This window comes from Pseudomonas sp. BS3767 (genome assembly GCF_900099665.1).
Taxonomy (GTDB): domain Bacteria; phylum Pseudomonadota; class Gammaproteobacteria; order Pseudomonadales; family Pseudomonadaceae; genus Aquipseudomonas; species Aquipseudomonas cerasi.
In genome coordinates this window covers 336,092-362,664 of the sequence record NZ_FNCX01000005.1, presented here as the reverse complement: position 1 = coordinate 362,664, position 26,573 = coordinate 336,092, and the positions used below count along the sequence as shown (strand labels likewise).

At 59.7% G+C, this 26,573-nt stretch carries 15 protein-coding genes; 14 read left to right on the top strand and 1 reads right to left on the bottom strand.

Annotated features, from left to right (window positions below; all coding sequences use genetic code 11):
• The first annotated feature begins 24 nt into the window (after window positions 1–24).
• The 4 genes from BLR16_RS17215 (at window position 25) to BLR16_RS17200 (ending at window position 13,229) form a co-directional block, all read left to right on the top strand.
• On the top strand, window positions 25–2,466 hold the full coding sequence (locus BLR16_RS17215) for a hypothetical protein (protein ID WP_074808574.1): 2,442 nt from the start codon (window positions 25–27) through the stop codon (window positions 2,464–2,466).
• Between the two features lie 48 nt (window positions 2,467–2,514).
• Window positions 2,515–7,719: an imidazole glycerol phosphate synthase gene (locus BLR16_RS17210; RefSeq protein WP_074808571.1), complete on the top strand. Its 5,205-nt coding sequence runs from the start codon at window positions 2,515–2,517 to the stop codon at window positions 7,717–7,719.
• Between the two features lie 36 nt (window positions 7,720–7,755).
• Entirely contained in the window at window positions 7,756–8,241 is a 486-nt protein-coding gene (locus tag BLR16_RS17205; protein WP_074808568.1) for a hypothetical protein, read from the top strand.
• A 92-nt stretch (window positions 8,242–8,333) separates the two neighbouring features.
• Window positions 8,334–13,229, top strand: coding sequence for an RHS repeat-associated core domain-containing protein (locus BLR16_RS17200; RefSeq protein ID WP_241689266.1), 4,896 nt, complete (start codon window positions 8,334–8,336; stop codon window positions 13,227–13,229).
• Between the two features lie 76 nt (window positions 13,230–13,305).
• Here the strand turns inward: BLR16_RS17200 and BLR16_RS17195 are convergent, their stop codons facing one another.
• A complete protein-coding gene (locus BLR16_RS17195) occupies window positions 13,306–13,569 on the bottom strand; it encodes a helix-turn-helix domain-containing protein (RefSeq protein ID WP_074808566.1) in 264 nt (87 codons plus the stop codon).
• Window positions 13,570–13,811: 242 nt separating this feature from the next.
• Here BLR16_RS17195 and kdpF point away from each other — a divergent pair, with 242 nt between their 5' ends.
• From kdpF to BLR16_RS17145, 10 genes are all read left to right on the top strand, one after another.
• Window positions 13,812–13,907, top strand: a complete 96-nt coding sequence (gene kdpF, locus BLR16_RS17190) for a K(+)-transporting ATPase subunit F (protein ID WP_003406089.1) — start codon at window positions 13,812–13,814, stop codon at window positions 13,905–13,907.
• Window positions 13,908–13,909: 2 nt separating this feature from the next.
• Window positions 13,910–15,604, top strand: coding sequence for a potassium-transporting ATPase subunit KdpA (kdpA, locus tag BLR16_RS17185; protein ID WP_072364673.1), 1,695 nt, complete (start codon window positions 13,910–13,912; stop codon window positions 15,602–15,604).
• Between the two features lie 10 nt (window positions 15,605–15,614).
• Window positions 15,615–17,693 carry a potassium-transporting ATPase subunit KdpB gene (gene kdpB / locus BLR16_RS17180; RefSeq protein ID WP_074808563.1) on the top strand — a complete coding sequence of 693 codons (2,079 nt, stop codon included), beginning with the start codon at window positions 15,615–15,617 and terminating at the stop codon, window positions 17,691–17,693.
• 54 nt (window positions 17,694–17,747) lie between these two features.
• Window positions 17,748–18,320 carry a potassium-transporting ATPase subunit KdpC gene (gene kdpC, locus BLR16_RS17175; RefSeq protein WP_032609430.1) on the top strand — a complete coding sequence of 191 codons (573 nt, stop codon included), beginning with the start codon at window positions 17,748–17,750 and terminating at the stop codon, window positions 18,318–18,320.
• 67 nt (window positions 18,321–18,387) lie between these two features.
• Window positions 18,388–21,051 carry a sensor histidine kinase gene (locus BLR16_RS17170; RefSeq protein ID WP_044308249.1) on the top strand — a complete coding sequence of 888 codons (2,664 nt, stop codon included), beginning with the start codon at window positions 18,388–18,390 and terminating at the stop codon, window positions 21,049–21,051.
• A complete protein-coding gene (locus tag BLR16_RS17165; RefSeq protein ID WP_074808560.1) occupies window positions 21,048–21,740 on the top strand; it encodes a response regulator in 693 nt (230 codons plus the stop codon). Before BLR16_RS17170 ends, BLR16_RS17165 begins: the two co-directional genes overlap by 4 nt.
• Window positions 21,741–21,835: 95 nt before the next feature.
• On the top strand, window positions 21,836–22,114 hold the full coding sequence (locus BLR16_RS17160) for a lipoprotein (RefSeq protein WP_003316607.1): 279 nt from the start codon (window positions 21,836–21,838) through the stop codon (window positions 22,112–22,114).
• A 573-nt stretch (window positions 22,115–22,687) separates the two neighbouring features.
• On the top strand, window positions 22,688–23,605 hold the full coding sequence (locus tag BLR16_RS17155) for an AAA family ATPase (protein WP_003433070.1): 918 nt from the start codon (window positions 22,688–22,690) through the stop codon (window positions 23,603–23,605).
• Window positions 23,575–24,558 carry a DUF58 domain-containing protein gene (locus BLR16_RS17150; protein ID WP_032609408.1) on the top strand — a complete coding sequence of 328 codons (984 nt, stop codon included), beginning with the start codon at window positions 23,575–23,577 and terminating at the stop codon, window positions 24,556–24,558. Before BLR16_RS17155 ends, BLR16_RS17150 begins: the two co-directional genes overlap by 31 nt.
• Entirely contained in the window at window positions 24,555–26,564 is a 2,010-nt protein-coding gene (locus tag BLR16_RS17145; RefSeq protein ID WP_092194436.1) for a transglutaminase TgpA family protein, read from the top strand. The genes BLR16_RS17150 and BLR16_RS17145 overlap by 4 nt, the downstream gene beginning before the upstream one ends.
• Window positions 26,565–26,573: the final 9 nt, after the last annotated feature.

Sequence of the window (26,573 nt, the reverse complement as noted above, 5' to 3'; positions counted from 1 at the left end):
CCACACATACACGGACGTAACCCCATGGCCAATAACACGCTGAACCACCTGACCGAGTGGATGAAAGACCTCGACAATAATGTGATGTGGGGTTGGGACTCCATCGCTGCAATGGCCCGAGGCAAGGTGAATAACCTGTTGCTTCAGGAGTATGTCGCGCGTTTTTCGTCGGATACCTATCTAAAGCCTGTGAGCGGAGAGGTGAGACTGAGCGAAGGGTTTAAAGAATGCATTCACAATTTTATTCTGGATGCGCCCAGGCTGGCCTTCTCGAACGATAACCTCGGTCAGTCTCATGCGACATTGACCTGTTCGATCCTGGGCGGAACCCAATTGACGATGAAGAATAACGTCGATAATTGGGAAGCCTACAGGGTCATCCATATCGATGCGCTGCAAGGTCCGAAGCTGACACTGGATCTCGCGCTGGAAAGGGTCCCGGGCAATATCGAGAGCGATGGCCGGCTGCGGCTCGACCTCAAGGACAGTGACAATTTCATTCTTACCTTCGCGGCTGACAGGACTGACCGGGCACTCGGCGGAGCTTTTTTCAAAGCCTTGTTCAATGCGTTGCCGGACGAGGAGCGCATATGGACGCTTGGCGTGATCAAGCGTGGCACGAATAATCTGATGCACCCACAGTCTTTCAAACTGCGCACCCAGACCAATCCCGCTGCATCTCTCGACCCGCATGCCGCCAACTACGGCGACGGGGCCGTGTTGGTGTTCATTCGTCTGGAAGGCAGTCAGGAAGGCGGCGACATCCCGGTAGAGTACCAATACCTGATACCGGATGATGTCGGGAAAGATTACTCGGCCACCGTGTTGTTCAGTGCGGAGCGTACGTTCAAGGCGGCACTGTTCATAGGTGAAGTGACCAAGACCATTGCTTCGGTTATTGAAGGCGTGGTGTTCAAACCTGTTCATGATGGCTCCGGCCGACTGGTCAAGGCGACTGCCACGTCGGGGAGACTGAAGACGTCCGAGTCGAGCAGCCAGGATGTCCAGGTTCAAATCGATGGCGTGTCAGTCCTGGCAAATGTTTACAAAACCGAGACCTGGCTTGATGCGTTGGGGAGCACGCCTTTGTCTGTGGAGCTCATTGCCGATGGCACGGTGGCATTGACCTGGAAGTCCAAAGCAACCCCCGGCGTTGTGCTTACGTTGCCAGGCCATGGGGCGCTGCTGGTCATGAGCAAGGTCGTCACGGTCGATGTACGGTGCATTTATACCTTCGCCGAAGAAAACAACGACTTGGTTTTGATCCCCAGCCTCACGATAAACACCATCATCGATGGCCTGACTTTCGTGGAGATCCCTCCACCAGCAAACAGCTTTTCATTACTGTTTTTAATAGAGGCGGTAAAAAGCAATTTTGAGAAGTTGAACAAGGACCCGTTCGAGTCCGACATCAAAGCCGCACTGGCACGCAAACTCGCTACTCGTGTGCCGATCAGTTCGTTCATCCGGGACAGTATCGATCTCAATTTCAACGAAGCCATTGTGCCTGATGTACTGCGTGGGCCCAGAGACATAGCCGCCTTCGGCCGCATCAACAGCTCCGGGGCAGACTTTGTCGTCAGCCCGGCGGAGCATCTGATGGTGGTCGACAGTTCCACCACCTTCTCTATTCAACCGCCGGGTGCGAATGTGACCTGGAGTGTCGAACGTCTGCAGGGCGATGCGCAGAACTTCGGTGCCATCAATGGCACCGGCCGATATTACGCGCCAGAAGCCTCTTTGACCGAGCTTGCGTTCACGCGTGTTCGGGTGACGGCCACTGACATGAACTCCAACTATCAGAGTTCGGCGCTGGTCACGATCGTGACCAACCCGATCACCGTCAATCCGTTGATTCAGGTGTGTGACGCCGGGCAGATTGTGGAGCTTGAGGCAGGTTCGCTCGGCACAGAAGAAATGCACTGGTCGCTCAAGGATCCGGTTCCCGGCGAAAGCGGTGTTCTGGAGGGCAGTGCACTGGCTGATGGTGATCACCGTTACGTCGCGGCGCACAAGGTGCCCGGCAAAACCTATGTTCTGGATCAGATAGTCGTGACCGGCGGGCAGGCGAGTGTTTCGTCGTGGGTATTGGTAAAGCATCAGACCCCATTGATAACGGTGAAAGTCGTAAAAACCGTGGAGGTTTCTGAAGTTCTGGAGGTTGCGAAGGTCGACAAGCCCGTGGACGTTGTGACCATTCGTGCCGATCAGGTTCAACTGCAAGCGTTTGCCAATGCCGTTGCGCTGCCTGGCGTCAAATGGAGAGTAGGCGCCGGGAGCGGGAGCATCAGTGACGGCTTGTACACCCCCGACATATCGTCGACTGACCGGTTTGTGCTTATTTTTGCCGAGGCCGATCATCCAGTCTTTGACGTCATGGAGGGGCATATCATATTGCCGCTACCGGTGGGCGGGTTTGCCCCGGAGCTGGAATTGATGAAGGGCAAAGAAGTACCGGCGTCCTGACCGAATGCGCATCGGTCTTTGTATATCAACATCACAGGAGGTGATGTCATGGCTGGTTATTCAGCGGAAAGTCTGCTGGCATGGATGAAAAATACCACGCGTCTCAGAGGCTGGGACGCGATCATTGCTCTGGATGGCGACAAGGTCAACGAGCTCCTCGACCAGGTTTACCAACAGAGTCTGGCCCAGGGAATGTCGCGTCCGGTGCCGGACGGAAGTATCACGATTCCCGATACACATGATTGCCATATTTTCTCGGGCTGCGTTCTCGGGCCACCAGGCTTGTCGTTCAAGCACAGCGTTCTGGAGCATTCGCTGCTGGCCTGGCGCATTCCGGTTATCGCCGGTTTGCATACCGTGGTAGAGAACGCTCAAGGGCAGCACAATGTTCACAGAATCGCAGCCTACGACCCACTGAACGCGCCAGGCCTGGATTTCGATCTGGAACTGAGCAGTCAAAGCGCGGATCTGGTGGTGGACCTTGGTCTGGCTGAAAACCTTTCACTGGATTTTCCGGGCGGTTCTACCGAACGAGAGAAGATCGGCGACTTTTTTCAGGGTTGGTTCAGCAACCCGGAAAATCATGAGCAGCAGTTCAGGCTGGGTATTTTCAACGAGCAGAGCAACGAATTGCTCAATGTACGTAGAATCGATGTGCGATCACAGCTTGAAAGCCCCGATGCTGTATCGGTCCATAAAAAAGGCGCGTTGCTGCTGTTTGCGACCATGGAATACGGCGTGACGGGCGGGATTCCGGGTGGCGACTCCGACTTCCGTTACCTGATTCCCAACGATGCTCAGCAGTCGTACTCGGCGACCGCTGTGTTTTCCTCTCACGCACTGCACCGTGCTGCCTTTGGCCATGCGGTGATACAAATGCTGCAAGCGCCTGACTTCAGCTTCAGCGTTCCGGACGATAAACCGCTGCAGCGGATGGTCGCTCAGGCCGGCACGTTTGCAGTTCCGGCTGGAGAATATCGCAGCGCGGAATTCGTCTTTGAATCGGAACCGTTCAGCGTTCAGGCCTTCAACGCCCAGCATCCCCTGACCATTGACTTCGAGTACGCCCAGACCACGCAGACCTGGGAATTTCCCTGCACGCTGGGCTTTCGCTACAGAGCGCTGGACAGCGATGAATGGCAATCGCACAACGCTACCTTCAACATCAGCCTCAGGCATGAGTTTCATCTGACCGAAGGTGGGTCGGATGGTCAGGCAGTGGAAGGGCATCTTTATACACCTTACCTGTTCGACCATGAAGTCAGCGCCGTTCCAGGAACACTGGACAACCTGAGTGCCGGGGAGCTGGAGCAGGTCAACGGTTTCGTGGCCTACACCGTCAAGCACGCGTTGCTGCAAGGGTTGAGCAAAACCCTGGATGCAACGGGCGCCGAGCGTTTTCTGGGCGGCTGGTTATTGCCCGACGAGCAAGTGTTGCAACCTGTACTCAAGCGCCTGCCTTATGACCAGGTCGTGTTCGGTCGCATCGATCCCGGTGCGTCGACGTTCAGTATCGCCGGGCACCAGGCATTGATCGCTACGGGAGAAGCGCTGCAATTGACCACCCAGCCTGCGCGGTCGGGCATCGTCTGGACCCTGGAAGATCCATCGGATGACGGTACTGAAGGTTTGGGAGAAATCGATAAGCAGGGTCGGTATACGGCGCCCGCAGCGCTGCCCGCAAAGCAGGGCTTTCAGCGTGTACTGATCAAGGCGATGGACCCGGTGTCGGGGCATTACAGTACCGCTGTGGTGACGGTGCTCACCAGCAGCGTCAGCGTCAGCCCGTTGATTCAGGTGTGTAATCACGGTCAGCGGGTAGCGCTTACAGCACGCAGTTCGCGTGCAACCAGCCTGAAATGGACGGTGGTCGATCCGGTAGCCGGAGAAAGCGGGACGCTTGAGGACGGCGTTGATGCATCGCATGAGAAGTTTTACGTCGCCGGTGCAGGGGGGGCAGGGAATACCTATGTCCTTGACACAATAACGGTCAGCGACGATCAGCACACCCAATCGATTCAGGTACTGGTCGTTCGCCACCCTCCGATGCTGTTCATAACGCTTGCCAGCGTCAATGATCAGCGTGCCGAGCTGAAAGTCGTCGTCAATGGCCGTGACCTTCCAGTCACCTGGAGTATTGATGGGCCGGGCTCTATAGACGCCACGGGTGTGTACAGCAGTGATGCCAAAGCACCCGAACGCTACGTTGTCGTGTTTGCAGAATTTGAAGACGAGGTTTTTGGCACAATGGCCGGGCACTTGATTCTGCCGCTGCCATTGAGTGGTTCCTCCGGTGTGTTGCAGGCACTGACCGGGACAGCGGGGGGCACGGCGGCTAACGCAATGCCCCGTTCATTGAGCGGTATTGTGCAGCGAGCGGGTGCAGGTACCTTGACCCAAGGCTGGGGAGCCGTCGCGGCAGTCAGTCGCAGCGAGCTCAACCGGCATATAGAGCAACAATACATCGAGCGCTATCAGGATCTGGCCTTCTTGCCGTTGTTCACCGGCGACATCGTGGTGGATGAGCGACAAGGCGACACTGTTCGTCTGAAACAGGTCGAGCTGGGCGTGCCGGTCCTGTCGTTTCTGCCTGACTCGCCGGGCTCCAGCAGTGTCCTCGTCACGATGAACATCGTGTCTGGCCGTTACAGCGGCTTGCATCAGCCGGAGGGGAGTGTAACTACCGTGTCCGGCAGCTTCATCATCAGCGAGCCCATGGGCTTCAGGCTGGCGATGACTGTCGAGCTCTTCGTGGATGAGGAGGGGCATGTGCTGCTCGATCTGGCCGGCGGGGCTGGCGTTGCCTGTAGTCTGGGGGGCGTCAATGAGGCGATCAACCAGCGACTGGCGGATTTCTTTGCTGAGGCGTTCAAGGACATTGCGCTTCATCGCCGGGTTTTCTCAGTGCTGCAGGCACAGCTCAATCGCTACCATGTTCAGACTCCAGGCAGCTTGCGGCTTGTTGCCCGCGCCGCGCCGCGTTCAAGCGATGCGCGCATGGACACGACCGGTGATGGCGCGCTTGTGCTGTTCATGCACGCGCAGGATAGCGACGCCGAAGGCGTGTTTCCGCCGACAGATGATTTCGTTTATCCGATACCTGATGATCGTGGGGCAGACGGTCAGTCAACCTACGGCACGGTGCTGATGCTCTCGCAGGAGACTCAGTCGATGATCGAGCGTGAAGGCCTGCAGGTGGCGGACAGCCTGAAGTTCACCGGTGGATGCGTATTCGAACCACTTGAGCAGCACCGCCCGGATGACCTGCTGTTGTTTGGCGGCCTTCGGTCGAAACAGGCCAGTATCACACCCCTGTTCTCGACCCTGACGGCCGGGCAGACGCAGCGTTTTGTCCTGTGCAACCCGCAAGGCGAAGAAATACCGGCCACCAGCTGGAGTGCATTAAGCATTCAAAGCCACCTGGCTGCCGGAAGCGGCAGCATCTCTTCCAGCGGCGTCTACACGGCGGCGGGTATTGAGGCGATCGGCCATGACGCGCTGCGCGTGGTAATCACAGCCACGTATGAAGAGTCAGGCGCTGTCGTCAAGGTCTCGGCGCTGGTGGGTGTGGTATCACGCAGCATGGAGTTGGCGCCACGTGTAACGGTAGTGCCAGGGGGGGCTGCGCTGCAAACGGTCTCGCTGGCGGCTTCGACGCTTGACGGCAGCCCGGTGAGCTGGGCGTTGCTGGGCTCCGAGCTTGGCAGGTTGAGTGAGGCCGGCAAGGGCGCGCTTTTCAGTCCGGATGCCAGGTCCGGGAAAAGAGCGCTGGCCGTGCAACAGATAGAAGCGTCGGGCAATGACCTTGGCATCGCAACGGTGCTTGTTGCCAACGGGCAGCAAATGCTGCGTGTCGAGCCGGCTTTCGTACCCAGAGCACGGCCAAAGGTAGCGGTGCAGCTACAGGATGACCGCGCACTGCTGCCCGGGCTTGAGCGACGCTGGAAGGTGGTGGGGGGGCCAGGCACTGTTGATCGGCAGGGGCTTTTCATGCCTCCCGATCAGACGCTTGTCGCCAGTAGCGTGGTGAGCTGTGAAGTGGTGAACAACGGGGTGGTTCTGGCGTGCGGCTATAGCGTCATCGAATTATCCGAGGTCATCGATGAAGGCAGTTGGACCGAAATGTCGATGTTTACCATCACGGTCCCTGGCTCGTCATCACCTGACAATACCAAAGGTAATCTGTACCCCAACGGTTATCAGCAAATCAGGCTGCAGGTCAAGACCCAGGTGATGCCGGACAACGAAATCGAGTACGAGCTGAGTCCCACTGAAAGGGCCTCCATGCGTCTGGTAGACGATGAAACCGGCCAAAATATCGAGTCAGTACTCCCCCCTCTCGACGGCATGTCCGAGGGCGATAAGCAGGCGTGGCGCGTGCGCAGTCAACATAACCGTTTCGAGCTGTCCGGGACCGGCATCTCCGCTGCTGAATCGGGCCTGGATGCGCAACGGCCAGTCGTGCAGGACTTCTACCTGCACAGTCGGGCGGAAACGGGTTTTGTCGGCGTCTTCCACGCGACCTTCCGGGCCGACGCTACCGGCTTTTGGTGGACCTCTGTGCGGTATGAAGATGTGAACAGCACGGTTGAAATAACGCCGCGACGCTTGCCAACGTTCGATTCCCGCAATTACACCTTCCTTCCGCGGCGTGCTCATGGGGATGGCGGAGATCCTCCGGTTGAGCCGCCGGTGGAGGGGCCTCCGGACTTCGGTGAGGATGTGCATTTCGATTACCAGTTCGAAACTACTGATTACTGGACGCTGGCTGCCATTAACCCCGATACCCAGCAATGGGTGAGTTTCCAGACGCTGAAGTTTCTGCCCTCCGAGCCTGACAGTGATGTGATCAATACGTCGATCATTCTTTGGGAGAGCCAGCAGGAAAACGAAGTCATGTTCAGCTGGACGGGATTTATCTTCGACGACCCGGCGGTTCCCGGTGATGTAAGCAAAGTGCACTTCGACGACGCGCTTCAGGACGTGATGGGCGATATTAAGTCGTTGGACATTGACGTCAAGATGTCCGTATTCGAGGCCGGCAAACTGGTCATCAGCCTGCACCGCCTCCGGGGCCTTCAATACATCCCGGAAGGTGACCCCGCACGCGACAAATTGACGGGTGAACTGGTAGTTCTGTTGGTCGATAAGCAAGGCAATGCCCATAAACGGCGAATCGGTTTTCTGGCCGACGGCGCCGGTAGGCGCAACCGTCTCATGCATACCTTCTATTCGGAAACGCTGCCCGAATGAGGCATTGATGCAACACACTGACAGGGAGTCATTATCATGAATGCGTTAAGTAAAACCTTGGCCTGCATGGCGCTTACGGGTTTGACAGGCTGTACGCTCGTCCCGTCCCACAGCCCCGTGCCAAAGCCCCAGGCACAGGCGGTTCGACTGATCATGCTCGCAGCAAACGCTGATGGCGGAGGCAAGAACTGCACCTTTACCGCCCAGGACGACACGGTTTATCTCAACGAGCGCGATCATTCGTGCACGAACGATGAGATGAGTTTTATCAAGCTGGATAATGTGCGCTCAGCCATGAAGATTTACCTGGAATCCAGAGACTGTAATGATTCGGGAGGCTGGGTATTTGGGCTCGAGACGTATATCGACCCCTTGACAACAAAATGGATATCCATCGACCAGCTCAGAAGCAAACCGGTCGGCACCATCGTCAGTCGCGGCGTTGTTATGATCAAGGCGTATGACGGTGATGAAAATATAAAAGGCAAGTTGTCCTGCGTCCGTGTCGATGTATCGAGTTAGTCGTTAGTACAACTGAACTTGTCAGGCCTGCTTAATCGTCGCCCCCGTGGGCGGCGGTTATCTTAATACATAACGTTCGAGGTTCATGGAACATGACAGCATCGACTTCCGTACACTCCAACGCGTTCAACTTTCTCAGTTATGTACAGAGCGGCGTTGACCCCCGCACCGGGCAATACACGGTGGCGATCACCCTGCCCGATGTCAAGACCAACGGATTGCGTGGCCCGGGCATGCCGCTGGCACTCAGTTATAACCCTCTCAACCGCCTGGACAGCGGCTTTGGTCTTGGCTGGAACCTGCCATTGTCGCAGTACGATCCTGGTAACCAGATCGTATCGCTGAGCAGCGGCGAGACATTCAAGGTCGATAGTACCGGCAACGGCCAGATGCTGATGTCGGAAAAGAAAATCGACAGCTTCCACTTGTACAAGGAGGACGATAACCACTACCGGGTGATGCACAAGTCCGGTCTGGTTGAGCAGCTTGAAATGCGCGGCAGCGGCACCAACAGAGTCGCGCTGCCGGTGCGCGTATTTGCCCCTGAAGGCCACAGTGTCACGCTGGGTTATGCCTCTTTCGGCGTGCATCAAATGCTCAGCGAAATCAAGGATGACTCGGGTCAGGTCCTGCTCGGCATCAGCCGCGACGCAACGTCGGTGAAGCTGCGCATAACCACTGGCGAGGGCCCGGATGCGACCTTCGTGATGGTGCTGGCCGGATCGAATCACCATGTCAACCGTATCGAATTGCCGACCGACAATGCTGCTTCCTGGCGTTTTGCATACAGCACGATCCGTGAGCATTTATGCATCACGTCGGTGGAAACACCCGTTGGCGGTCGGGAAGAGGTCTTTTATACCGACAGCGGCCATCAGTTTCCTGCGAGGGCGGCACGTCCCGCTCTGCCCAGAGTCACGCGCCATCGCACGACGCCCGGCCTGGGTCAGGCGCAAATGGACGTTTATTACACTTACCAGGACAGCGCCGGGCGCGAGCGCAACTTTCTGGGCGCAGGGCTGGATATCGCCTGGGAAGACAATGGTCTGGACAATCTGTATCGATACCTCGGGGCGGAGCCGTACGAGTATTCGTCGACCGAAACATGGCGTGTCCAGGTCGCGGGCAAGGCTGATGCCGAGCGCAGCATCGAACGGACCTTCAACCAGTTTCACCTGCTCACTCGAGAAACCACGCGCAAGAACCTCACCGTCAAGCAGGTGGACACTCGTTACTACATCGTGCCGGGAGAATCCTTTTTGACTCAGCCTGCCTATTGTCAGTTACCCAAAGAGGTACAGACCACCTGGCGGCTGTCGTCAGACGGCAGTGTGCCGCGCAGCGAGACTGTCAGCAGCACGTATGACAAGCACGGTAATCTGCTCACTCAGACTCAGGCCAACGGTGTGGTCGAGGTCAGTGAGTGGTATCCGGCCGCCGGTGAGGACGGATGCCCGCCAGACCCGGAAGGCTTCGTCCGCTGGATGAAAAGCAGCAAGGTCATCCCGGCCTTGTCCAGCTACGGCAAGGCACCGGTCCTTGTCACCCGCTATCGCTACCTGGCGTTGCCTGCGGTGGATGGCGGCCAGCGACAGGAATGGCTTGCACCGCAAAGCGAGACCTTATTGACGCAGGCCCCTGAGCAGGAACAGCAACGCACGACCTATGAATACTTCGATGAGCCGAGCAACGCAGCCCTGCACGGTCGGCTCAAACTGCAGCAAGTGATCATGGGCGGGAAGGTGACCAGCACAGCGTATGCCTACAGCATCTTCAAGCGCTCCTTCGAGACCCCGGCCCAAGGCTCGCCTGATGGCTTCGCTGAGCGCTTCGTTAAGGGTTCCCCTGAGAGCAACCGTTACGCCGCGATGGTGCTGCAAACCGTACAGACCGTGACCGGCTTCGATGGCGCGAAGAAGGTCATCACGCTGGAGGATTCTCTGCTCAACGGCGAACCCTTGCTCAATCGCGATGACAACAATGTGGAAATTCGCTACGTCTACGACAGCCTGCGGCGTGTACTGAGTGAAACCGTGGCACCAAATGATGAAACCTACAGGGCGACCAGAAGTTACGAGTATCAGCTATGTGCCAAGGCGACTGATCGGGCCATGCAGACGCTCATCGACGTCAAGGGGGTAAAAACCTGCAGTCATTTCGATGGCCTCAACCGAGTCGTCTATGAGGAGCGGGATGACGCAGATAACCCTGCGCGCGCCGGCAAGCCTCGCCAGACCTACGCGGCTGTTTACGATGCGTGGGGGCTCATGGTCAGTGAAACCGAGTTCGACTGGCTGGGCCAGCAGGATCTGGCGATCAAGAGCGTCTTCGAATACGACGATTGGGGCGAACAGCGCTGCGTCACCGGCCCGGATAACGTCAAGACGTTCGAAGAGACCGACCCCATTGGTACGGCGCAATCGCAGGGCCCGATTCAGCGTAGCTGGATCGAAGGCAACGGTGGCGGGAAGAGCGAGTTCGCCGAGACCTGGATGAACCTGTTCGAACAGCCGACCCGCAGCGAGCGAAAGGATCAGGCTGAAAACTCGGTCAGCCTGAGCCAGTACCATTACGACGGCCTTGGCCGCCGTGTCGAGGAAATTGTCGGGGAGGCAAACGGCGGGCGGCGCACCACCTCTGTTTACGACGTCTTCGATCGGGTGATCGAGTCCACATTACCAAGCCGGGCCATCGTGCGTCGCAGCTATGCAAGCTACAGCAGCGAAGACTTGCCCGTCAGTATCGGCATCGAGCACAACGGCAAAAGCATTGTGCTGGGAGAGCAGGAGTTCGATGGGCTGGATCGTCTGGTCAGTTCTGTCACCGGTGGGCGTAAACGTACGCTTGTTTACGACCCCGGTCTGCTGCAACCCAAAACGGTAACCCTGCCCAGCAAGCGGAAAATCGACTATGAATACAAGCCCCAGGTCGGCGATGAGCCGTGGCGCAGGGTGCAGTCCGAAGCTGTGCCTGAACCTGAAACCACTCGCGAAGTCGATCCGCTGAAAGAGTCGGGGCCGGCCCGGATTGCGGAGCCGGGTGTGGCTGCCGATTACACTTACGATGAGCAGAATGCTCGTCTGATTCATTCCTCGGAGCAGGGCGAGACACTGGATCGCACGTATTACAGTACCGGATCGCTGAAAAGCGAGAAGCGTACCTCGGCAGGCAAAACCTACGACATGTTCTACAGCTACAGCCGACAGGGTCTGCTGCTGTCTTACACCGACGTACTGGGACAGGAGCAGGTCAATCGCTATGACAACTGCGGTCGTCTTTACGAAACCTCGCTGGGTGAGGTCTATTCAACGTTCGACTACGACACTGTCTTTGGTCGCCTCGCAAAAATCACCACCACCGACAAAGCCGACAGCAGCCGCGAAAGAACCGTCGCGATCAGCCTTGAATATGATGACCTGGGTCGGGAAGTAAAGCGTACGTTTGACCTCGACGGTGTCGAGCAACAGATGGTTCAGGTCTATGACGATGTGGATGACATGGTCCAGCGTACCCTGAGCCAGGGCACGGAAATACTCCGTGACGAAACCTACCGCTACGATACGTCCGGTCGCCTGATTCAATACCAATGCACGGGAACTCAACGGCCGGTGGACCCCTATGGCAGGACCCTGCTCGCGCAGAATTTCATTTTCGATGGCGCGAACAACCTGACGGTTGTCACGACCCGCTTCGATGGCGGTACCAACAATGCCCGGTATTTTTACGAAGGTGACGATCCCGTGCAGTTGAGCCGGGTAACGAACAGCAATGATCAATATTACCCGGCTGAAATCAAACTTCGCTATGACCTGGACGGCAATCTGGACATAGACGAAGCCGGGCGCACGCTCAAATACGATCCCCTCGGCCGCCTGATCGAAGTAGGCACGCCGTCAGCCGGCATTCACTACCAGTATGACCCCCAGGACCAACTGACAGGGGAGACCCGCGGAGCGGACAGGGATCTGCGCTTCTATCGTGACGGAGAGCTGGCCAATCAACTCGGTAGCCATGCCCAGAGCACCTTCATGCGTGGCGACGACTACCTGCTGGCCGAACAGCAGAGTGATCGGACGGTGCTGCTTGCTACCAACGACAGTGACAGCGTGCTCGGTGAAGTCGATGCCAACGGGATCAATCGGAGGTGGTATACGGCCTACGGCCACGCTAGCGGCGAAAGTCCACCGCACGGCAGACTGGGGTTCAACGGCGAACTGGCCGAGGCGCATACCGGCTGGCAAATGCTGGGTAATGGCTATCGGGCCTACAGCCCGGTGTTGATGCGCTTCAACAGTCCTGATAGCTGGAGTCCGTTTGGGGAGGGTGGGGTGAATGGGTATGCGTATGTCGAGGGCGATCCGGTGAACAGGGTGGATCCGTCGGGGCATGGTATTTTTTCTGGATTGTTCAAAGCTGTTGTCAGAAAATTTAGTAAGGTTGCAACTACAAAATCTGAGCTCGCACAGCAGATTCCAAGAGATCTCAAGTTTTTAAGGGGTAAGTCTAAGAGGGCTTTTTATCCTATTGATAATAATGATGTCAGTAATCTTAATAAAATTGCGAGCGATAAAGCAGGCAGAGTTACGACTCTTCAAGAGGCTCTCCAAACAAAAATAACTCCTGCTGCGAGTGGATTAAAAGGCTCTGGTGTCGAAGAGGCAATACAGCGTCAGTCTTGGTTCACGTCCGGGATTGATGAGCTTTATCAGGCAGGAGCTGAGTCTCAACAAGCAAATCTGGCAAGAAACTATGCACAAAACAATGTTGGCCGTTTGGGTATAACGCGACCTTCCAGAAAAACGGCCAAGAGGCTGAGTGCTAAAATTGAAAAGAACAATAAAATTAACAGCGGAGCGTTTGCTGAAGCAATGAGAGAAATTCGGTTTATCAATAATTATCGAAGTCGAGCAGCTACAGGACTTGGGAATGGACGTAAAAGACGAGAGCTCGTTGGAACACCTCATCCTGGTGACAGGTTCAATCAATAGTTTCAACTAGCTGTGTCAGACAAGCGTGGCTGTTAAAGCCACGCTTGTTATCTTTATGTTTTTTTATGTGTCTGCATCACTCCACCAAAATAACCCCCTGCCTGATCGCCATCACCAGCGCCGCCTTCAATGACGTCACGCCGAACTTGCGGCGGATATTGCTGGTATGAAAGTGCACGGTCGCTTCCGAGCAGCCTTGTATCCGGGATATCTCCCAGGCGGATTTGCCGAGCGCCACCCATTGCAGGACTTGTCGTTCCTTGACAGTCAACTGGACAGTGGCGGGTGTGGCTTGGGAAGGCGGCGTGATGCCGGGTGGTTTTCCATTGTCGCGAAGCATGGTGAAGTCCTTTCCCTGAAGATCGCCGCACCACGATACCCCTGCATCCCCTAACGCGAACCTGACATAAATGACAGCGCCGCAGGGCCGTGAACGCCTTGCGCCGTCAAGGCTGTAGCGCTTTTTTACAGCTTCTTTACGCCCCGGCCAGCCTGTCGATCTCGCGCCTTTACACCCTGCCTGCGGACAATCACCTCACGCGGCCTGCGCCGTACCGGTGTTGCCTGATGGGGGAAATTTCAATGAGCGTTATGGATGGTATCTCTCTGCTGATGGGAGTCGGGCTGTTCATCTATCTGCTGGTGGCGCTGTTGCGCGCCGACCAGAGTCAGGAGTGATCATGCACAGTTACGATTATCTGTTGATCCTGGCCTTTCTGGTCCTGCTGCTGGCCCCCGCGCCGTGGCTGGGACGTTTCTATTACCGGGTCATGGAAGGCGAGCGCACCTGGCTGAGCCCGGTGCTGGGGCCGGTCGAGCGCGCCTGCTACCGGATTTCCGGCGTCGACCCGAAAACCGAACAGTCCTGGAAGCAATACGCCTGGGCGTTGATGGCGTTCAACCTGGCGGGCTTTGTCGTGCTGTTCGCCATCCTCATGCTGCAAGGCATGCTGCCGCTCAACCCGCAGCAATTGCCGGGCATGGAGTGGTCGCTGGCCTTCAACACGGCGATGAGCTTTATCACCAACACCAACTGGCAGGCCTACAGCGGCGAAGCGTCGCTCAGCTACCTGAGCCAGATGGTCGGCCTGACCGTGCAGAACTTCGTCAGCGCCGCGACCGGCCTGGCAGTGCTGGTCGCGCTGTGTCGCGGTATCAGCCGTCGCTCGTCGCAGAGCCTGGGTAACTTCTGGGCCGACATGACCCGCGCCACGCTCTACGGCCTGTTGCCGATCAGTATCGTGCTGGCGGTGTTTCTGGTCTGGCAGGGCGTGCCACAGAACTTTGGCCACTACATCGACGCACTGACCCTGCAAGGCGCTGACCAGAGCCTGCCGATGGGCCCTGCGGCCAGTCAGATATCGATCAAGCAACTGGGCACCAATGGCGGCGGCTTCTTCGGCGTCAACTCGGCGCATCCGTTCGAGAACCCCACTGCCTGGAGTAACCTGTTCGAGCTGGTATCGATCCTGCTGATCCCGGCTGCACTGGTGTTCACCTTTGGTCACTACGTCAAGGACATGCGCCAGAGCCGCGCGATTCTCGGCTGCATGCTGGCGCTGCTGTTGATCGGCGGCGCGGTCTCGCTGTGGGCCGAGTACCAGCCCAACCCGGCACTGAACATCGCCGGTGTCGAACAGACCGCACCGCTGGAAGGCAAGGAAACCCGATTCGGCACCACCGGCACGGTGCTGTGGTCAGTCGCTACCACTGCGGCCTCCAACGGCTCGGTCAATGGCATGCATGACAGTCTTAACCCGCTGACCGGCATGGTCGCGCTGGTCAACATGATGGTTGGCGAAGTGATCTTCGGCGGCGTCGGTGTCGGCCTCAACGGCATGCTGCTCAACGTACTGATCGCTGTGTTCCTCGCAGGTCTGATGATTGGCCGTACCCCGGAATACCTGGGCAAGAAGCTGCAAGCGCAGGAAGTCCGACTGCTGGTCGCCACCTTGCTGGTGATGCCGGTGGGCGTGCTGGTGCTGGCCGCGATTGCTGCCAGCCTGCCAGGCCCGGCCGGTGCGATCAGCAACCCTGGCGCACACGGTTTCAGTCAGTTGCTGTACGCCTATACCTCGGCCACGGCCAACAACGGCTCGGCGTTCGGCGGTTTCAGTGCCAACACCGTGTTCCACAACTTGATGCTCAGCCTGGCGATTTTCATCGGCCGCTTCGGTTACATCCTGCCGGTGCTGGCCCTGGCCGGTAGCCTGGCCATGAAGAAGACCGCGCCGCAGGGCCAGAACAGCTTCCCGACCCACGGCTTGCTGTTCGTCACCCTGCTGACCGTCACGATTCTGCTGGTGGGTGGCTTGACCTTCCTGCCGACCCTGGCACTGGGGCCGATTGCCGAACACCTGAGCCTGGGTTTCTGAGGAACCGATCATGAACTTACCTATTAATCCCGCAAAAAATGCTGCTGCGAAATCTACTGAATCGCAGGCCGCCGAATCGGCAAAAACCGGAATCGCGGCCCTGTGGCGTCCAGCGCTGGTGCAGGCGTTCGTTAAGCTCGACCCGCGTCAGCTCAAGCGTTCACCAGTCATGCTGGTGGTGGAACTGACCGCCATTCTGACCACCGTGCTGTGCGTGATCCCCAACCCGCAGGTGCCGACTTCGGTCTGCGTGCAGATCGCTCTGTGGCTGTGGTTCACCGTGTTGTTCGCCAACTTCGCCGAAGCGCTGGCCGAAGGCCGTGGCAAGGCGCGCGCCGACAGCCTCAAGGCGGGCAGCGAAGGGCTCAAGGCTCGTATCAGGGACGACAACGGCAGCCTGCGCATCATCAATGCCAGCGAGTTGCGCAAGGGCGACGTGGTGCGGGTCGAGATCGGCGAAATGATTCCCGGTGACGGCGAAGTCATCGAGGGCATCGCGGCCGTCAACGAGGCCGCGATTACCGGCGAATCTGCGCCAGTGATCCGCGAATCCGGTGGTGACCGCTCGGCCGTGACCGGCAATACCCGGCTGGTGTCCGACTGGCTGCTGATACGCATCAGCGCCAACCCCGGCGAATCGACGCTGGACCGCATGATCGCGCTGGTCGAAGGCGCCAAACGGCAGAAGACCCCCAACGAAGTCGCGCTGGATATTCTACTGATCGGCCTGACCCTGATCTTCCTGTTGGTGGTCATCACCTTGCAGCCGTTCGCCCACTTCGCCGGTGGCAGCCTGCCGCTGGTATTTCTCGTGGCGCTGCTGGTCACGCTGATTCCCACCACCATTGGTGGTTTGCTGTCGGCCATCGGCATTGCCGGTATGGACCGCCTGGTGCGCCTCAATGTGATTGCCAAGTCCGGTCGCGCCGTGGAAGCCGCGGGCGATGTGCATGTGCTGCTGCTGGACAAGACCGGCACCATCACCTTCGGCAACCGTCGCTGCGCTGCTGTCTACGCTGCACCGGGTGTGACGCCCAAGGAGCTGGGCGAGGGTGCTTTGCTGGCCTCGCTGGCCGACGATACGGCAGAAGGCAAATCCATCGTCGAGTTTCTGCGCAACCTGCACCCGATGAACGAGCCGACCCTGAGCTCGGTGACGGCCGTGCCGTTCAGCGCTGACACACGTCTGTCCGGCGTTGATTATCAGGGCCATGTGTACCGCAAGGGCGCGGTGGATTCGCTGCTGGCTTTCATCAACATGCAGCGCAGCGAGCTGCCGCCTGTACTGGCCCGTGAGGTCGACAAGATTGCCAAGACCGGTGGCACACCGCTGCTGGTCTGCGCCAACAGTCGGTTGTTGGGCGCGATCCATCTCAAGGATGTGGTCAAGCCAGGTATTCGCGAACGCTTCGAAGAGCTGCGCAAACTGGGTATCCGTACCGTGATGGTTACCGGCGACAACCCGCTGACTGCCGCAGCGATTGCTGCCGAGGCCGGTGTCGACGACGTGCTGGCCGAAGCCACGCCGGAGAAAAAACTGGAGCGCATTCGCCAGGAGCAGGGCGAAGGGCGTCTGGTGGCGATGTGTGGCGACGGTGCCAACGATGCACCTGCACTGGCGCAGGCCGACGTCGGCATGGCGATGAATGACGGCACCCAGGCGGCGCGCGAAGCGGCCAACATGGTTGACCTCGACAGCGACCCTACCAAGTTGCTGGACGTGGTGCAGATCGGCAAGGAGCTGCTGGTTACCCGCGGTGCGCTGACCACCTTTTCGATTGCCAACGACGTGGCCAAGTACTTCGCGGTACTGCCCGCACTGTTTGCCTCGATCTACCCGCAACTGGGCGTGCTCAACGTCATGAAGCTGGCCAGCCCGCAGAGCGCGATTGTCTCGGCCATCGTTTTCAACGCGCTGATCATCGTCGTACTGATTCCGCTGGCCCTGCGTGGCGTGCGTGTGCAGGCGGCCAGCGCCGCTCACTTGCTGCGTCGCAACCTGCTGATCTATGGCCTGGGCGGCATCGTTGTGCCGTTTCTCGGCATCAAGCTGATCGACATGCTGCTGGTCGCACTCGGCCTTGTTTGAAGCCTGTGCTGCATGCCGGTCGGCGTGCAGCCTCACCTGATTGAGGATGTGCAGATGTCCAATGTATTGCGTCCGGCCTTGAGCCTGATCGTGTTGATGAGCCTGATCACCGGCGTGGCCTACCCACTGGTGGTCACCGGGGTTGCGCAAGTGGCGTTTCCGGCGCAGGCCAACGGCAGCCTGGTGTATGACGCGTCGGGCAAGGTGCGCGGCTCGACGCTGATCGCCCAGTCGTTCACCGGCGATGAGTGGTTCCAGTCGCGTCCTTCGGCGGGCGCATTCGCGACCGTGGCCAGCGGCGCGAGTAACTTTGCCCCGAGCAATCCGGCGCTGGCGACTCGCGTGAAAGAGGACGCTGCGAAACTGGCCAACGCTTCTCAGGAACCGATACCAATGGCCTTGCTGACCACCTCCGGCAGCGGACTGGACCCGCACCTCTCGCCTGAAGCGGTTGCCTGGCAGGCCGGTCGTGTTGCAGCGGCGCGCCAGTTGCCGTTGGACAAGGTTCAGGCGCTGATCGACGCCAATACTCAGCGTCCGCTGATCGGCCCACCCGTGGTCAACGTATTGGCCTTGAATATGAGCCTGAATCAGTTACCGTCTGCACCGCGCAACGCGCAGTTGTAACAAAGTACGCCTTGTACGCAGCAGATTCACTAAGCTGTAGCTGATCAGAAAGAGGGTGGTAACCAACGTGAGTGATTCCGGTCGAGCTGACGCACTGCTGGCCCAGTTGCCCCGCGAGGGGCGCGGGCGGCTGAAGGTGTTTCTGGGTGCCGCGCCAGGCGTCGGCAAGACCTACGCCATGCTCCAGGCGGCTCACGCGCAGCTGCGCCAAGGCGTGAAGGTGCTGGCGGGTGTGGTCGAAACCCACGGCCGCGCAGAAACCGAGGCGCTGCTCAACGGTCTGCCGCAACAGCCCTTGCTGCGCACTGAGTATCGCGGCATGACCCTCGAAGAAATGGACCTCGACGCGCTGCTCAAGGCTGCGCCGAGCCTGGTACTGGTCGACGAACTGGCGCACACCAACGCGCCCGGCAGTCGCCACGCGAAACGCTGGCAGGATATTCAGGAACTGCTGGCGGCCGGCATCGATGTGTACACCACCGTCAACGTCCAGCACCTGGAAAGCCTGAATGACCAGGTGCGCGGCATCACCGGCGTGCAGGTGCGCGAAACGCTGCCGGACTGGGTGTTGCAGGAAGCCTTTGATCTGGTGCTGATCGACCTGCCGCCCCGCGAACTGCTGGAGCGCCTGCGCGACGGCAAGGTCTACGTGCCTGAGCAGGCACGCGCGGCCATCGACGCATTCTTCACCCAGACCAACCTCACTGCACTGCGTGAAATGGCCATGCAGACGGCGGCTGCCCAGGTCGATAACGATCTGGCGCAGGGCTACCGGCAATTGGGCCAGTCGGCCCCGGCAGTTCGTGGGCGGATGCTGGTGGGCATCGACGGTGATATCCATGCAGAGCGTCTGGTGCGTCACGCCAGTCGGGTTGCCCAGCGTCGCCATCTGCCGTGGAGCGCCGTGCATGTGGACGACGGGCAAACCCTCGACGAGCAGTCTCGCGCGCGTCTGCAAAGCGCCCAACAACTGGCCGAGCGGCTCGGTGGCGAGGCGGTTTCGCTGCGCGCCGGGGAGGTCGCCCGAACGCTGGTGCAGCATGCCATCGAACGGCGCGCCAGCGTGGTGCTGGTCGGCCAGTCGCGACGGCATTGGCGGCGTCGCGTGTTTGGTGGCGGCGTCGCGGCACGCTTATTGCGCGAAGGGCACGGGCTGGAAATCTCGGTGCTCGACGACAGCGAGGAACTACCTGATCAGCCGCCGCGTGCCCGTCCGGCTCACGAAGTGGTGTGGTTCGATTACGGTCTGGCCTTCGTCGCCACGCTGATCGCCAGTCTGGTCGCCTGGGGCGTTGCAGGCGTGCTGGCGCTGCCCAACATATCCCTGATCTTTCTTGCTGCGGTATTGCTGGTCGCCGTGCGCAGCAGCATGGGCCCAGCGCTCGCCTGTGCCGGGTTATCGTTCCTGGCCTATGACTTTCTGTTCATTCCGCCGAGTTTTTCCCTGAACATCCAGCGCGAAGAAGACGTGCTGACGCTGTTGTTCTTCCTGTTGATGTCGGCCTTGACCGGCAAGCTCGCGGCGCGCCAGCGCAGGCAGTTGCAGGCGTTGCGCGATACCCAGGAACAGACCAGCGAGCTGCTCGACCTGTCGCGCAAGATGACCGCCGCCACGGATCGCAAGGCGGTGCTCGCCGCCGCCGAACAGCATTTTTCCGGCTGGAAGGAACTGCATCTGTGCCTGGTCGATCGCGACGGGCAGGGCGGTTGGGTGGTCGAAACCGGTGGGCCACTGACGTTTTCGGAGCCCGAGCGCGCTGCTGCCGATTGGGCCTGGCAGCACGATCAACCCGCGGGCAGCGGCACCGGCACCTTGCCATCCGGGCGCTGGTGGTGGTGGCCGATCACCGCAGAAGAAGGGCCGTTGGCTCTATTGGGAGTCTGCGCGCGAGAAGGCCAGTCGTTTACCGCGCAGCATCGACGTCTGCTGGCCGCGCTTACCCAGCCACTGGCGCAGGCACTGGCCCGTGCGCAATTGGCTCAGGAACTCGAGGCGGCGCGTCTGCATGGCGAAACCGAGCAATTGCGCAGCGCCTTGCTGGCTTCGGTGTCCCACGACCTGCGTACCCCGCTGACCTCGATGCGCGGCAGCATCGACAGCCTGCTGGCTCTGGGCGAAGCCATTCCACTGGAGGATCGCCGCGAGCTGCTGGAGGGTACCCGTGACGAAGCCGAGCGCCTGGACCGCTATATCCAGAACCTGCTCGACATGACGCGTCTGGGGCATGGCGCTCTCAAGCTCGCCCGCGACTGGGTGTCGCCCGCCGATATCGTCGGCAGCGCGCTCAACCGGCTGCGTGCCGTACTGGCGCCCTTGCAGGTCAGCACCCAGGTGACCGGCGAGCTGCCGCTGCTGTATGTGCACGCGGCGCTGATCGAGCAGGCGCTGGTCAATGTGCTTGAGAACGCTGCGCGCTTTTCACCCGTCGACGGGCGCTTGCAGGTAGCAGCCGGTGTGGTCGACAGTGAACTGTTTTTCTCGGTCAGTGACGAAGGCCCGGGCATTCCCGAGGATGAGCGAGCGAAGATTTTCGACATGTTCTACACCGCCGCGCGCGGCGATCGGGGCGGGCAGGGCACAGGGTTGGGCCTGGCGATCTGTCAGGGCATGATCGGCGCACACGGTGGACGGCTCACGGTCGAGGACGGCATTGACGGGCTGGGCACGCGCATCACGCTGTTTCTGCCGCTGCAGGCGCAGCCGGACGTAGAACTGGAGGAATCCGCTTGAGCCAGGCGACCACCATTCTGGTCATCGATGATGAGCCGCAGATTCGCAAGTTCCTGCGCATCAGTCTGGTTTCGCAGGGCTACAAGGTGCTGGAAGCCGCCACTGGCGCTGAGGGCCTGACTCAAGCTGCCCTGAACAAACCGGATTTGCTGGTGCTCGACCTTGGGTTGCCGGATATGGACGGCCAGCAGGTGCTGAGTGAGTTTCGCGAGTGGTCGGGAGTGCCGGTGCTGGTGCTCTCGGTGCGCGCCAGCGAGGCTCAGAAAGTTCAGGCGCTGGACGCCGGCGCCAACGATTACGTGACCAAGCCGTTTGGCATTCAGGAGTTTCTGGCCCGAATCAGGGCGCTGCTCAGGCAGGCGTCGGGCAGCGAAAAGCCCGAGTCTGCGCTTGAGTTCGGGCCGCTTACCGTGGACCTGGTCTATCGGCGTGTGCTGCTCGACGGCCAGGAAGTGGCGCTGACCCGCAAGGAATACGCGGTGCTGGCGCAGTTGGCGCGGCATCCCGGGCGGGTCATTACCCAGCAGCAGTTGCTCAAGGATATCTGGGGGCCCACGCACACCGAAGACAGTCACTATCTGCGTATCGTGGTGGGGCATTTGCGGCAGAAGCTGGCGGACGATCCGACCGCTCCGCGGTTCATCCTCACCGAGCCTGGAATAGGGTATCGTCTGCTGGCTGATCACTAGATGAAAAAAGCGAGCATAGCCCCGTGCTGCGGCACTTTTACTGCCCCGCACCGTCAAAGCCGCACACTCCCTGTTCACTCTGAGGTAACACCCGCATGAAAGCCCTTATCTGTCTGCCATTGCTTGTTTTGGTTCTTGCAGGTTGTGCTGGCAAGACTGGATATCGCGACAGCTGTGCCACTCAGCTCGACGCTGCCTGGCATGAGCTTGATCTGGCCAAGGCTGAAGGCTTCGCCGGAACGGTCAGTTACTCCAAGGCCCTGTCGCTGCTGACGGGTGCCAAGACTCAGCAGCAGTTCGAGGCGTTTGAAGGCTGCACCGAGAAGTCCGAGAAAGCCCGCTTCTACATCCGCGAGTCCCGCGCTGGCCGTTGATACCTGACGATACACAGGTCTGCTCTTGATTCTGGCCGAAGGCCGTGGGGGCGAGCTTGCTCGCGAAGAGGCCAGTAAAGCCCCTGAAAATGGGGCGTCCGGAAAATGACTATCGTGCCAATGCGTTGGCATGCAGTTCGTGACGCTCTGCGTCACGCAGCTGTTCTGTGGTTTCAGTGACTTCTCCATCTGGCTCAAGTCGCCTTTTCGCCCCTCGGCGACTCACTTTGAGGGGCCAAAGTAAGCAAACCCCCAAGCTCCGTTTCCGGCCCGACTTCGTCGGGTTCCTTTTCCCTGTCACTGACGTCGCACTCTGCGTCGTCTGTGCCATCGCGCTCGAAAAGCATTTTAGGCCATTTGGCTAAAGGCACGGCCCGGGAGCTGATGGCTATCGTTCCTCACGCTCCGCGTGGAATGCCGTTGGTGACGCTCTGCGTCACAAATCTTTCAGTCTGGCGAGACGGTAGGCCTAACCAACTCTGGCGAAACGGCCTACGCTCACTTTAAAGTGTTCGGACACTGGCATCGCTTGCAGTCCCACAGTCATGAAGCAGTTGCCGGAAGGGGCTTTCGATGGGTAGAAAACTCGATGCGTGCCTGAGCGCGATCAATGAGGTGGTGCTGGGCAAGGAGGCGCAGGTACGGTTGGCGATGACGTGTCTGGTCGGCGGCGGGCATTTGTTGATTGAGGACTTGCCGGGGATGGGCAAGACGACCCTCAGTCATGCGCTGGCGAAAATTCTCGGCCTGAGTTATCAGCGTATTCAGTTCACTTCTGACCTGCTGCCAGGTGACATCCTGGGGACTTCGATATTTGATCGGGACAGTGGGCAGTTCACCTTTCATCCCGGTCCGATTTTCGCCGAGCTGGTGCTTGCCGACGAGATCAACCGCGCCACGCCCAAGAGCCAGAGCGCGTTGCTGGAAGCGATGGAAGAAGGGCAGGTGTCCATCGAAGGCGCGACGCGTCTGTTGCCCGATCCGTTCTTTGTGATCGCGACCCAGAACCCGTTCAGTTCCGGCGGCACTTTTGCGTTGCCCGAGTCGCAACTGGACAGGTTCATGATGCGCATTTCCATGGGCTACCCGGCCAGAGCCGCAGAGAAAGCCCTGCTGCTGGGCGAGTCGCGCCGCGAGCTGTTGCCGCGTCTGCAACCGATTCTGGATCACGCCCTGCTTGGCCAGCTCCAGGCGCAGGCGCGGCAGGTGCGTGCCAGTGACGCGCTGGTTGATTATGTCCTGCGACTGGTCGAGGCGACGCGCAGTCAGCCGCAGTTCGCGTACGGACTTTCACCCAGGGCGAGCCTGGCGATTCTGGCCGCAGCACGGGCCTGGGCGATGTTGCTGGGGCGGGAGTACGTGATTCCCGAAGACGTGCAGGCGGTGCTGCCATCGGTTATCGGACACCGTTTGCGTGAACGCAGCGATCCGACCGGGCATGGCGGCGGTGCGCTGGTTCAATGGCTGTTGCGCGAGGTGCCCGTGCTTTGATCGAACCGCTCAAACCGCTCTGGCAACGCTGGCTGTCGAGGCGAATTCCTCCAGCGTCACGCATTACCCTCGACCACCGGCGCATTTTCATCATGCCGACACGCACCGGCATGATTTACGCGCTAGTGCTGGTGCTTATGCTGCTGGTGGCGATCAATTATCAGAATAGCCTGGCCTACGGGTTGACCTTTCTATTGCTGTCGATAGGCGTGCTGGCCATCCTGCACACCTACCGCAACATCAGCGGTCTGGTTCTGAGTGCGGGCGTGGCGCGTTCGGTATTCGTCGGCGAGCCGGTGCAATTGCGCCTGCGCCTGGAAAGTGCCGGGCAGGCCCACCAGGCATTGGGATTGGGCTGGAGTGCGACAGCATTGCAGTCAGGCGACGTGCAGCCCCGTGGGCTGACCGACCTGGAACTGACTCTGCCCGCCGAAAAGCGCGGCTGGCTGCGTGCGCCAAGGCTGCGCATCGAGAGTGTGTTTCCGCTGGGTATCTTTCGCGCCTGGAGCTGGCTAGACCTGGAGCAGAGCGCCTTGATCTACCCTCGACCCTTGTCCGGGACCATGCCGCTGCTCAAGGGCGTGCAGCCGCATGCCGAGGACGATGGCCATGCCACCCAAGGGGCCGGTGTCGATGATTATCAGGGCTTGCGCAGTTACCAGCCGGGTGACAATCGCAGTCGCTTGCACTGGAAAGCGTATTCCCGCGGGCAGGGGCTGCTGATCAAGGATTTCACCGACCTCAGTGGCCATGACCTGTGCCTGGACTTCATGGCGCTGGGCGGCGATATCGAAGAGCGCCTGTCGCGCCTGTGTTACTGGGTGCTGGAGCTGTCGCAGCGGCAGCAGCCGTTTGCCCTGCGGTTACCGGGCTTTTTGTCGGCGGTGGACAGCGGCGATGCACACCGCGAAGTCTGTCTGCGCGCCCTTGCGCTGTACGGCCATCGATCATGAACGACAAGGTCAAGACAGTTCAATCCGCGCCCATTCCGCGCGTCAGCCTCACCTGGCTCTTGGTGGCGCAGGCACTGGTGGTGTTGCCGTTCGCGCTGCATGTGCCGGTGTCAATCACGATCCTCTGGCTCGGCTGTACGGTGTGGCGCGTGCAGGCGTTCCGGATGCGCGTGCGCTTGCCTGGCACCTGGGTCAAGTCCGGGCTGTTGGTGGGCACCGCAGGTGGCGTTTATCTGGCGCGCGGCAGCTTGGTCGGGCTGGATGCCGGGGCTGCGTTACTGGTGGCTGCATTCGTTCTGAAAATGCTGGAAATGAACAGTCGCCGTGACGCGCGCGTGCTGATTTTCCTCGGTTTCTTCTGCGTGGCGGTTGGCTATCTGTTCGAAGACAACCTGCTGTGGGCGCTCTTCAGTCTGCTGCCGGTCAGCGCGCTGCTGGCTGCGTTGATCGGCCTGCAACACACAGACCTGGCCGGCAGGTCGGCGGACACGCTCAAGCTGGCGTTCAAGCTGATGGCGCAGGCACTGCCATTGATGCTCCTGCTGTTTCTATTCTTTCCGCGCCTGGACCCGCTCTGGTCGCTGCCGCAGCCGAGTAACAAAGGCGTCACCGGCCTGTCGGACAACATGGCACCCGGCGACATGGCGGAACTGAGCAAATCGCCTGCACTGGTGTTCCGCGCCAGTTTTGAGGGGCCGATCCCGGCGCGCAATCAGCTTTACTGGCGCGGTTTGACCCTTGAGCAGTTCGATGGACGTCGCTGGTCGCAGTCGGCACGTGCCCAGACCGTGCAGATTGCGCAGTGGGAGAAACGCGGTGAGCCGCTGGCCTACAGCGTTGTCATGGAAGCCAGCGGCCGGCCCTGGTTGCCGAGCCTCGACGTGGCAGAAACCACGTTGCCGGACGTGCGGCAGATGAGCGACTTCCGCCTGCAGCGCAGACGCCCCATCGAGCAGTCGTTGTTGTACGCCGTCAACTCATGGCCGCAGAGCGTCCGTGATCCGCTGTCCAGCGAGCAGATCCAGCGTCAGGACCTGCAACTGCCTGCCAAGGGCAATGATCAGGCGCGGCAATGGGCCGATGAACTGCGCCGGCGCTACACCACACCAGACGCTATGGTCGCGGCGCTGCTCGGCTACTTCAGCGATCAGCCGTTTCACTACACCCTCAAACCGGTGCCATTGGGCAATGACAGCATCGATGAATTCCTGTTTGCCAGTCGTCAGGGTTTTTGCGCCCACTACGCCGGTGCCATGACCTTTGTCCTGCGCGCGGCAGGCATTCCGGCGCGGGTGGTGGCCGGGTATCAGGGCGGTGAGCTGAACCCCGACGGGCAGTACCTGACTGTTCGCCAGTTCGATGCGCATGCCTGGGTGGAATACTGGCAGCCAGGCGTGGGCTGGCGCAGCGTCGACCCGACTGCCGCCGTGGCGCCGCAACGTATCGAGCAAGGTCTGGAGCAGGCGCTGGCGGCGGACGAAGCATTTCTGCAGGACTCTCCCTATTCAGCGTTGCGCTATCGTAACGTGGCTTGGGTCAACGCCCTGCGCCTCAGTTGGGATAACCTCAATTACGGCTGGCAGCGCTGGGTACTGGGCTATCAGGGACAACAGCAGTTACAAATTCTCGGTCGCTGGTTTTCAGGCTTCCAGGCGCCGGTTTTCGTCTTGGGAACCCTGTTTTCACTGGGGCTGGTGGCGTTATGGCTGTTCAAACCCTGGCAACGCAAAAGCGACTCGCAGCTGCGCGTGTTCAACGCATTTGAACGCTTGCTCGCCCGTCATGGTCTGCGTCGTATGCCGGGTGAAGGCGCTGACGCATTCTGCCGCAGGGCGGTACTCTACTTTCCGCAGCATGCCGAGGCCATTGAAGGTTTCATCCGCGAATTTCAGGCGCAGCGCTACGCTGGGCGGCTGGCTTCGGCGAGCCGCTTGAGGCAGGCGCTGAGCACGTTGCGTCGGGGTTTGCCATGGAGGTTGTCAGCCGTCAGGGACAGGCATTCATGAATCAGTTTG

Coding starts and splice junctions, on each gene's coding strand:
- BLR16_RS17215 (WP_074808574.1), top strand. CDS start 25: ATGGCCAATAACACGCTGAACCACCTGACCGAGTGGATGAAAGACCTC.
- BLR16_RS17210 (WP_074808571.1), top strand. CDS start 2,515: ATGGCTGGTTATTCAGCGGAAAGTCTGCTGGCATGGATGAAAAATACC.
- BLR16_RS17205 (WP_074808568.1), top strand. CDS start 7,756: ATGAATGCGTTAAGTAAAACCTTGGCCTGCATGGCGCTTACGGGTTTG.
- BLR16_RS17200 (WP_241689266.1), top strand. CDS start 8,334: ATGACAGCATCGACTTCCGTACACTCCAACGCGTTCAACTTTCTCAGT.
- BLR16_RS17195 (WP_074808566.1), bottom strand. CDS start 13,569: ATGCTTCGCGACAATGGAAAACCACCCGGCATCACGCCGCCTTCCCAA.
- kdpF (WP_003406089.1), top strand. CDS start 13,812: ATGAGCGTTATGGATGGTATCTCTCTGCTGATGGGAGTCGGGCTGTTC.
- kdpA (WP_072364673.1), top strand. CDS start 13,910: ATGCACAGTTACGATTATCTGTTGATCCTGGCCTTTCTGGTCCTGCTG.
- kdpB (WP_074808563.1), top strand. CDS start 15,615: ATGAACTTACCTATTAATCCCGCAAAAAATGCTGCTGCGAAATCTACT.
- kdpC (WP_032609430.1), top strand. CDS start 17,748: ATGTCCAATGTATTGCGTCCGGCCTTGAGCCTGATCGTGTTGATGAGC.
- BLR16_RS17160 (WP_003316607.1), top strand. CDS start 21,836: ATGAAAGCCCTTATCTGTCTGCCATTGCTTGTTTTGGTTCTTGCAGGT.
- BLR16_RS17155 (WP_003433070.1), top strand. CDS start 22,688: ATGGGTAGAAAACTCGATGCGTGCCTGAGCGCGATCAATGAGGTGGTG.
- BLR16_RS17150 (WP_032609408.1), top strand. CDS start 23,575: ATGGCTGTTGCGCGAGGTGCCCGTGCTTTGATCGAACCGCTCAAACCG.
- BLR16_RS17145 (WP_092194436.1), top strand. CDS start 24,555: ATGAACGACAAGGTCAAGACAGTTCAATCCGCGCCCATTCCGCGCGTC.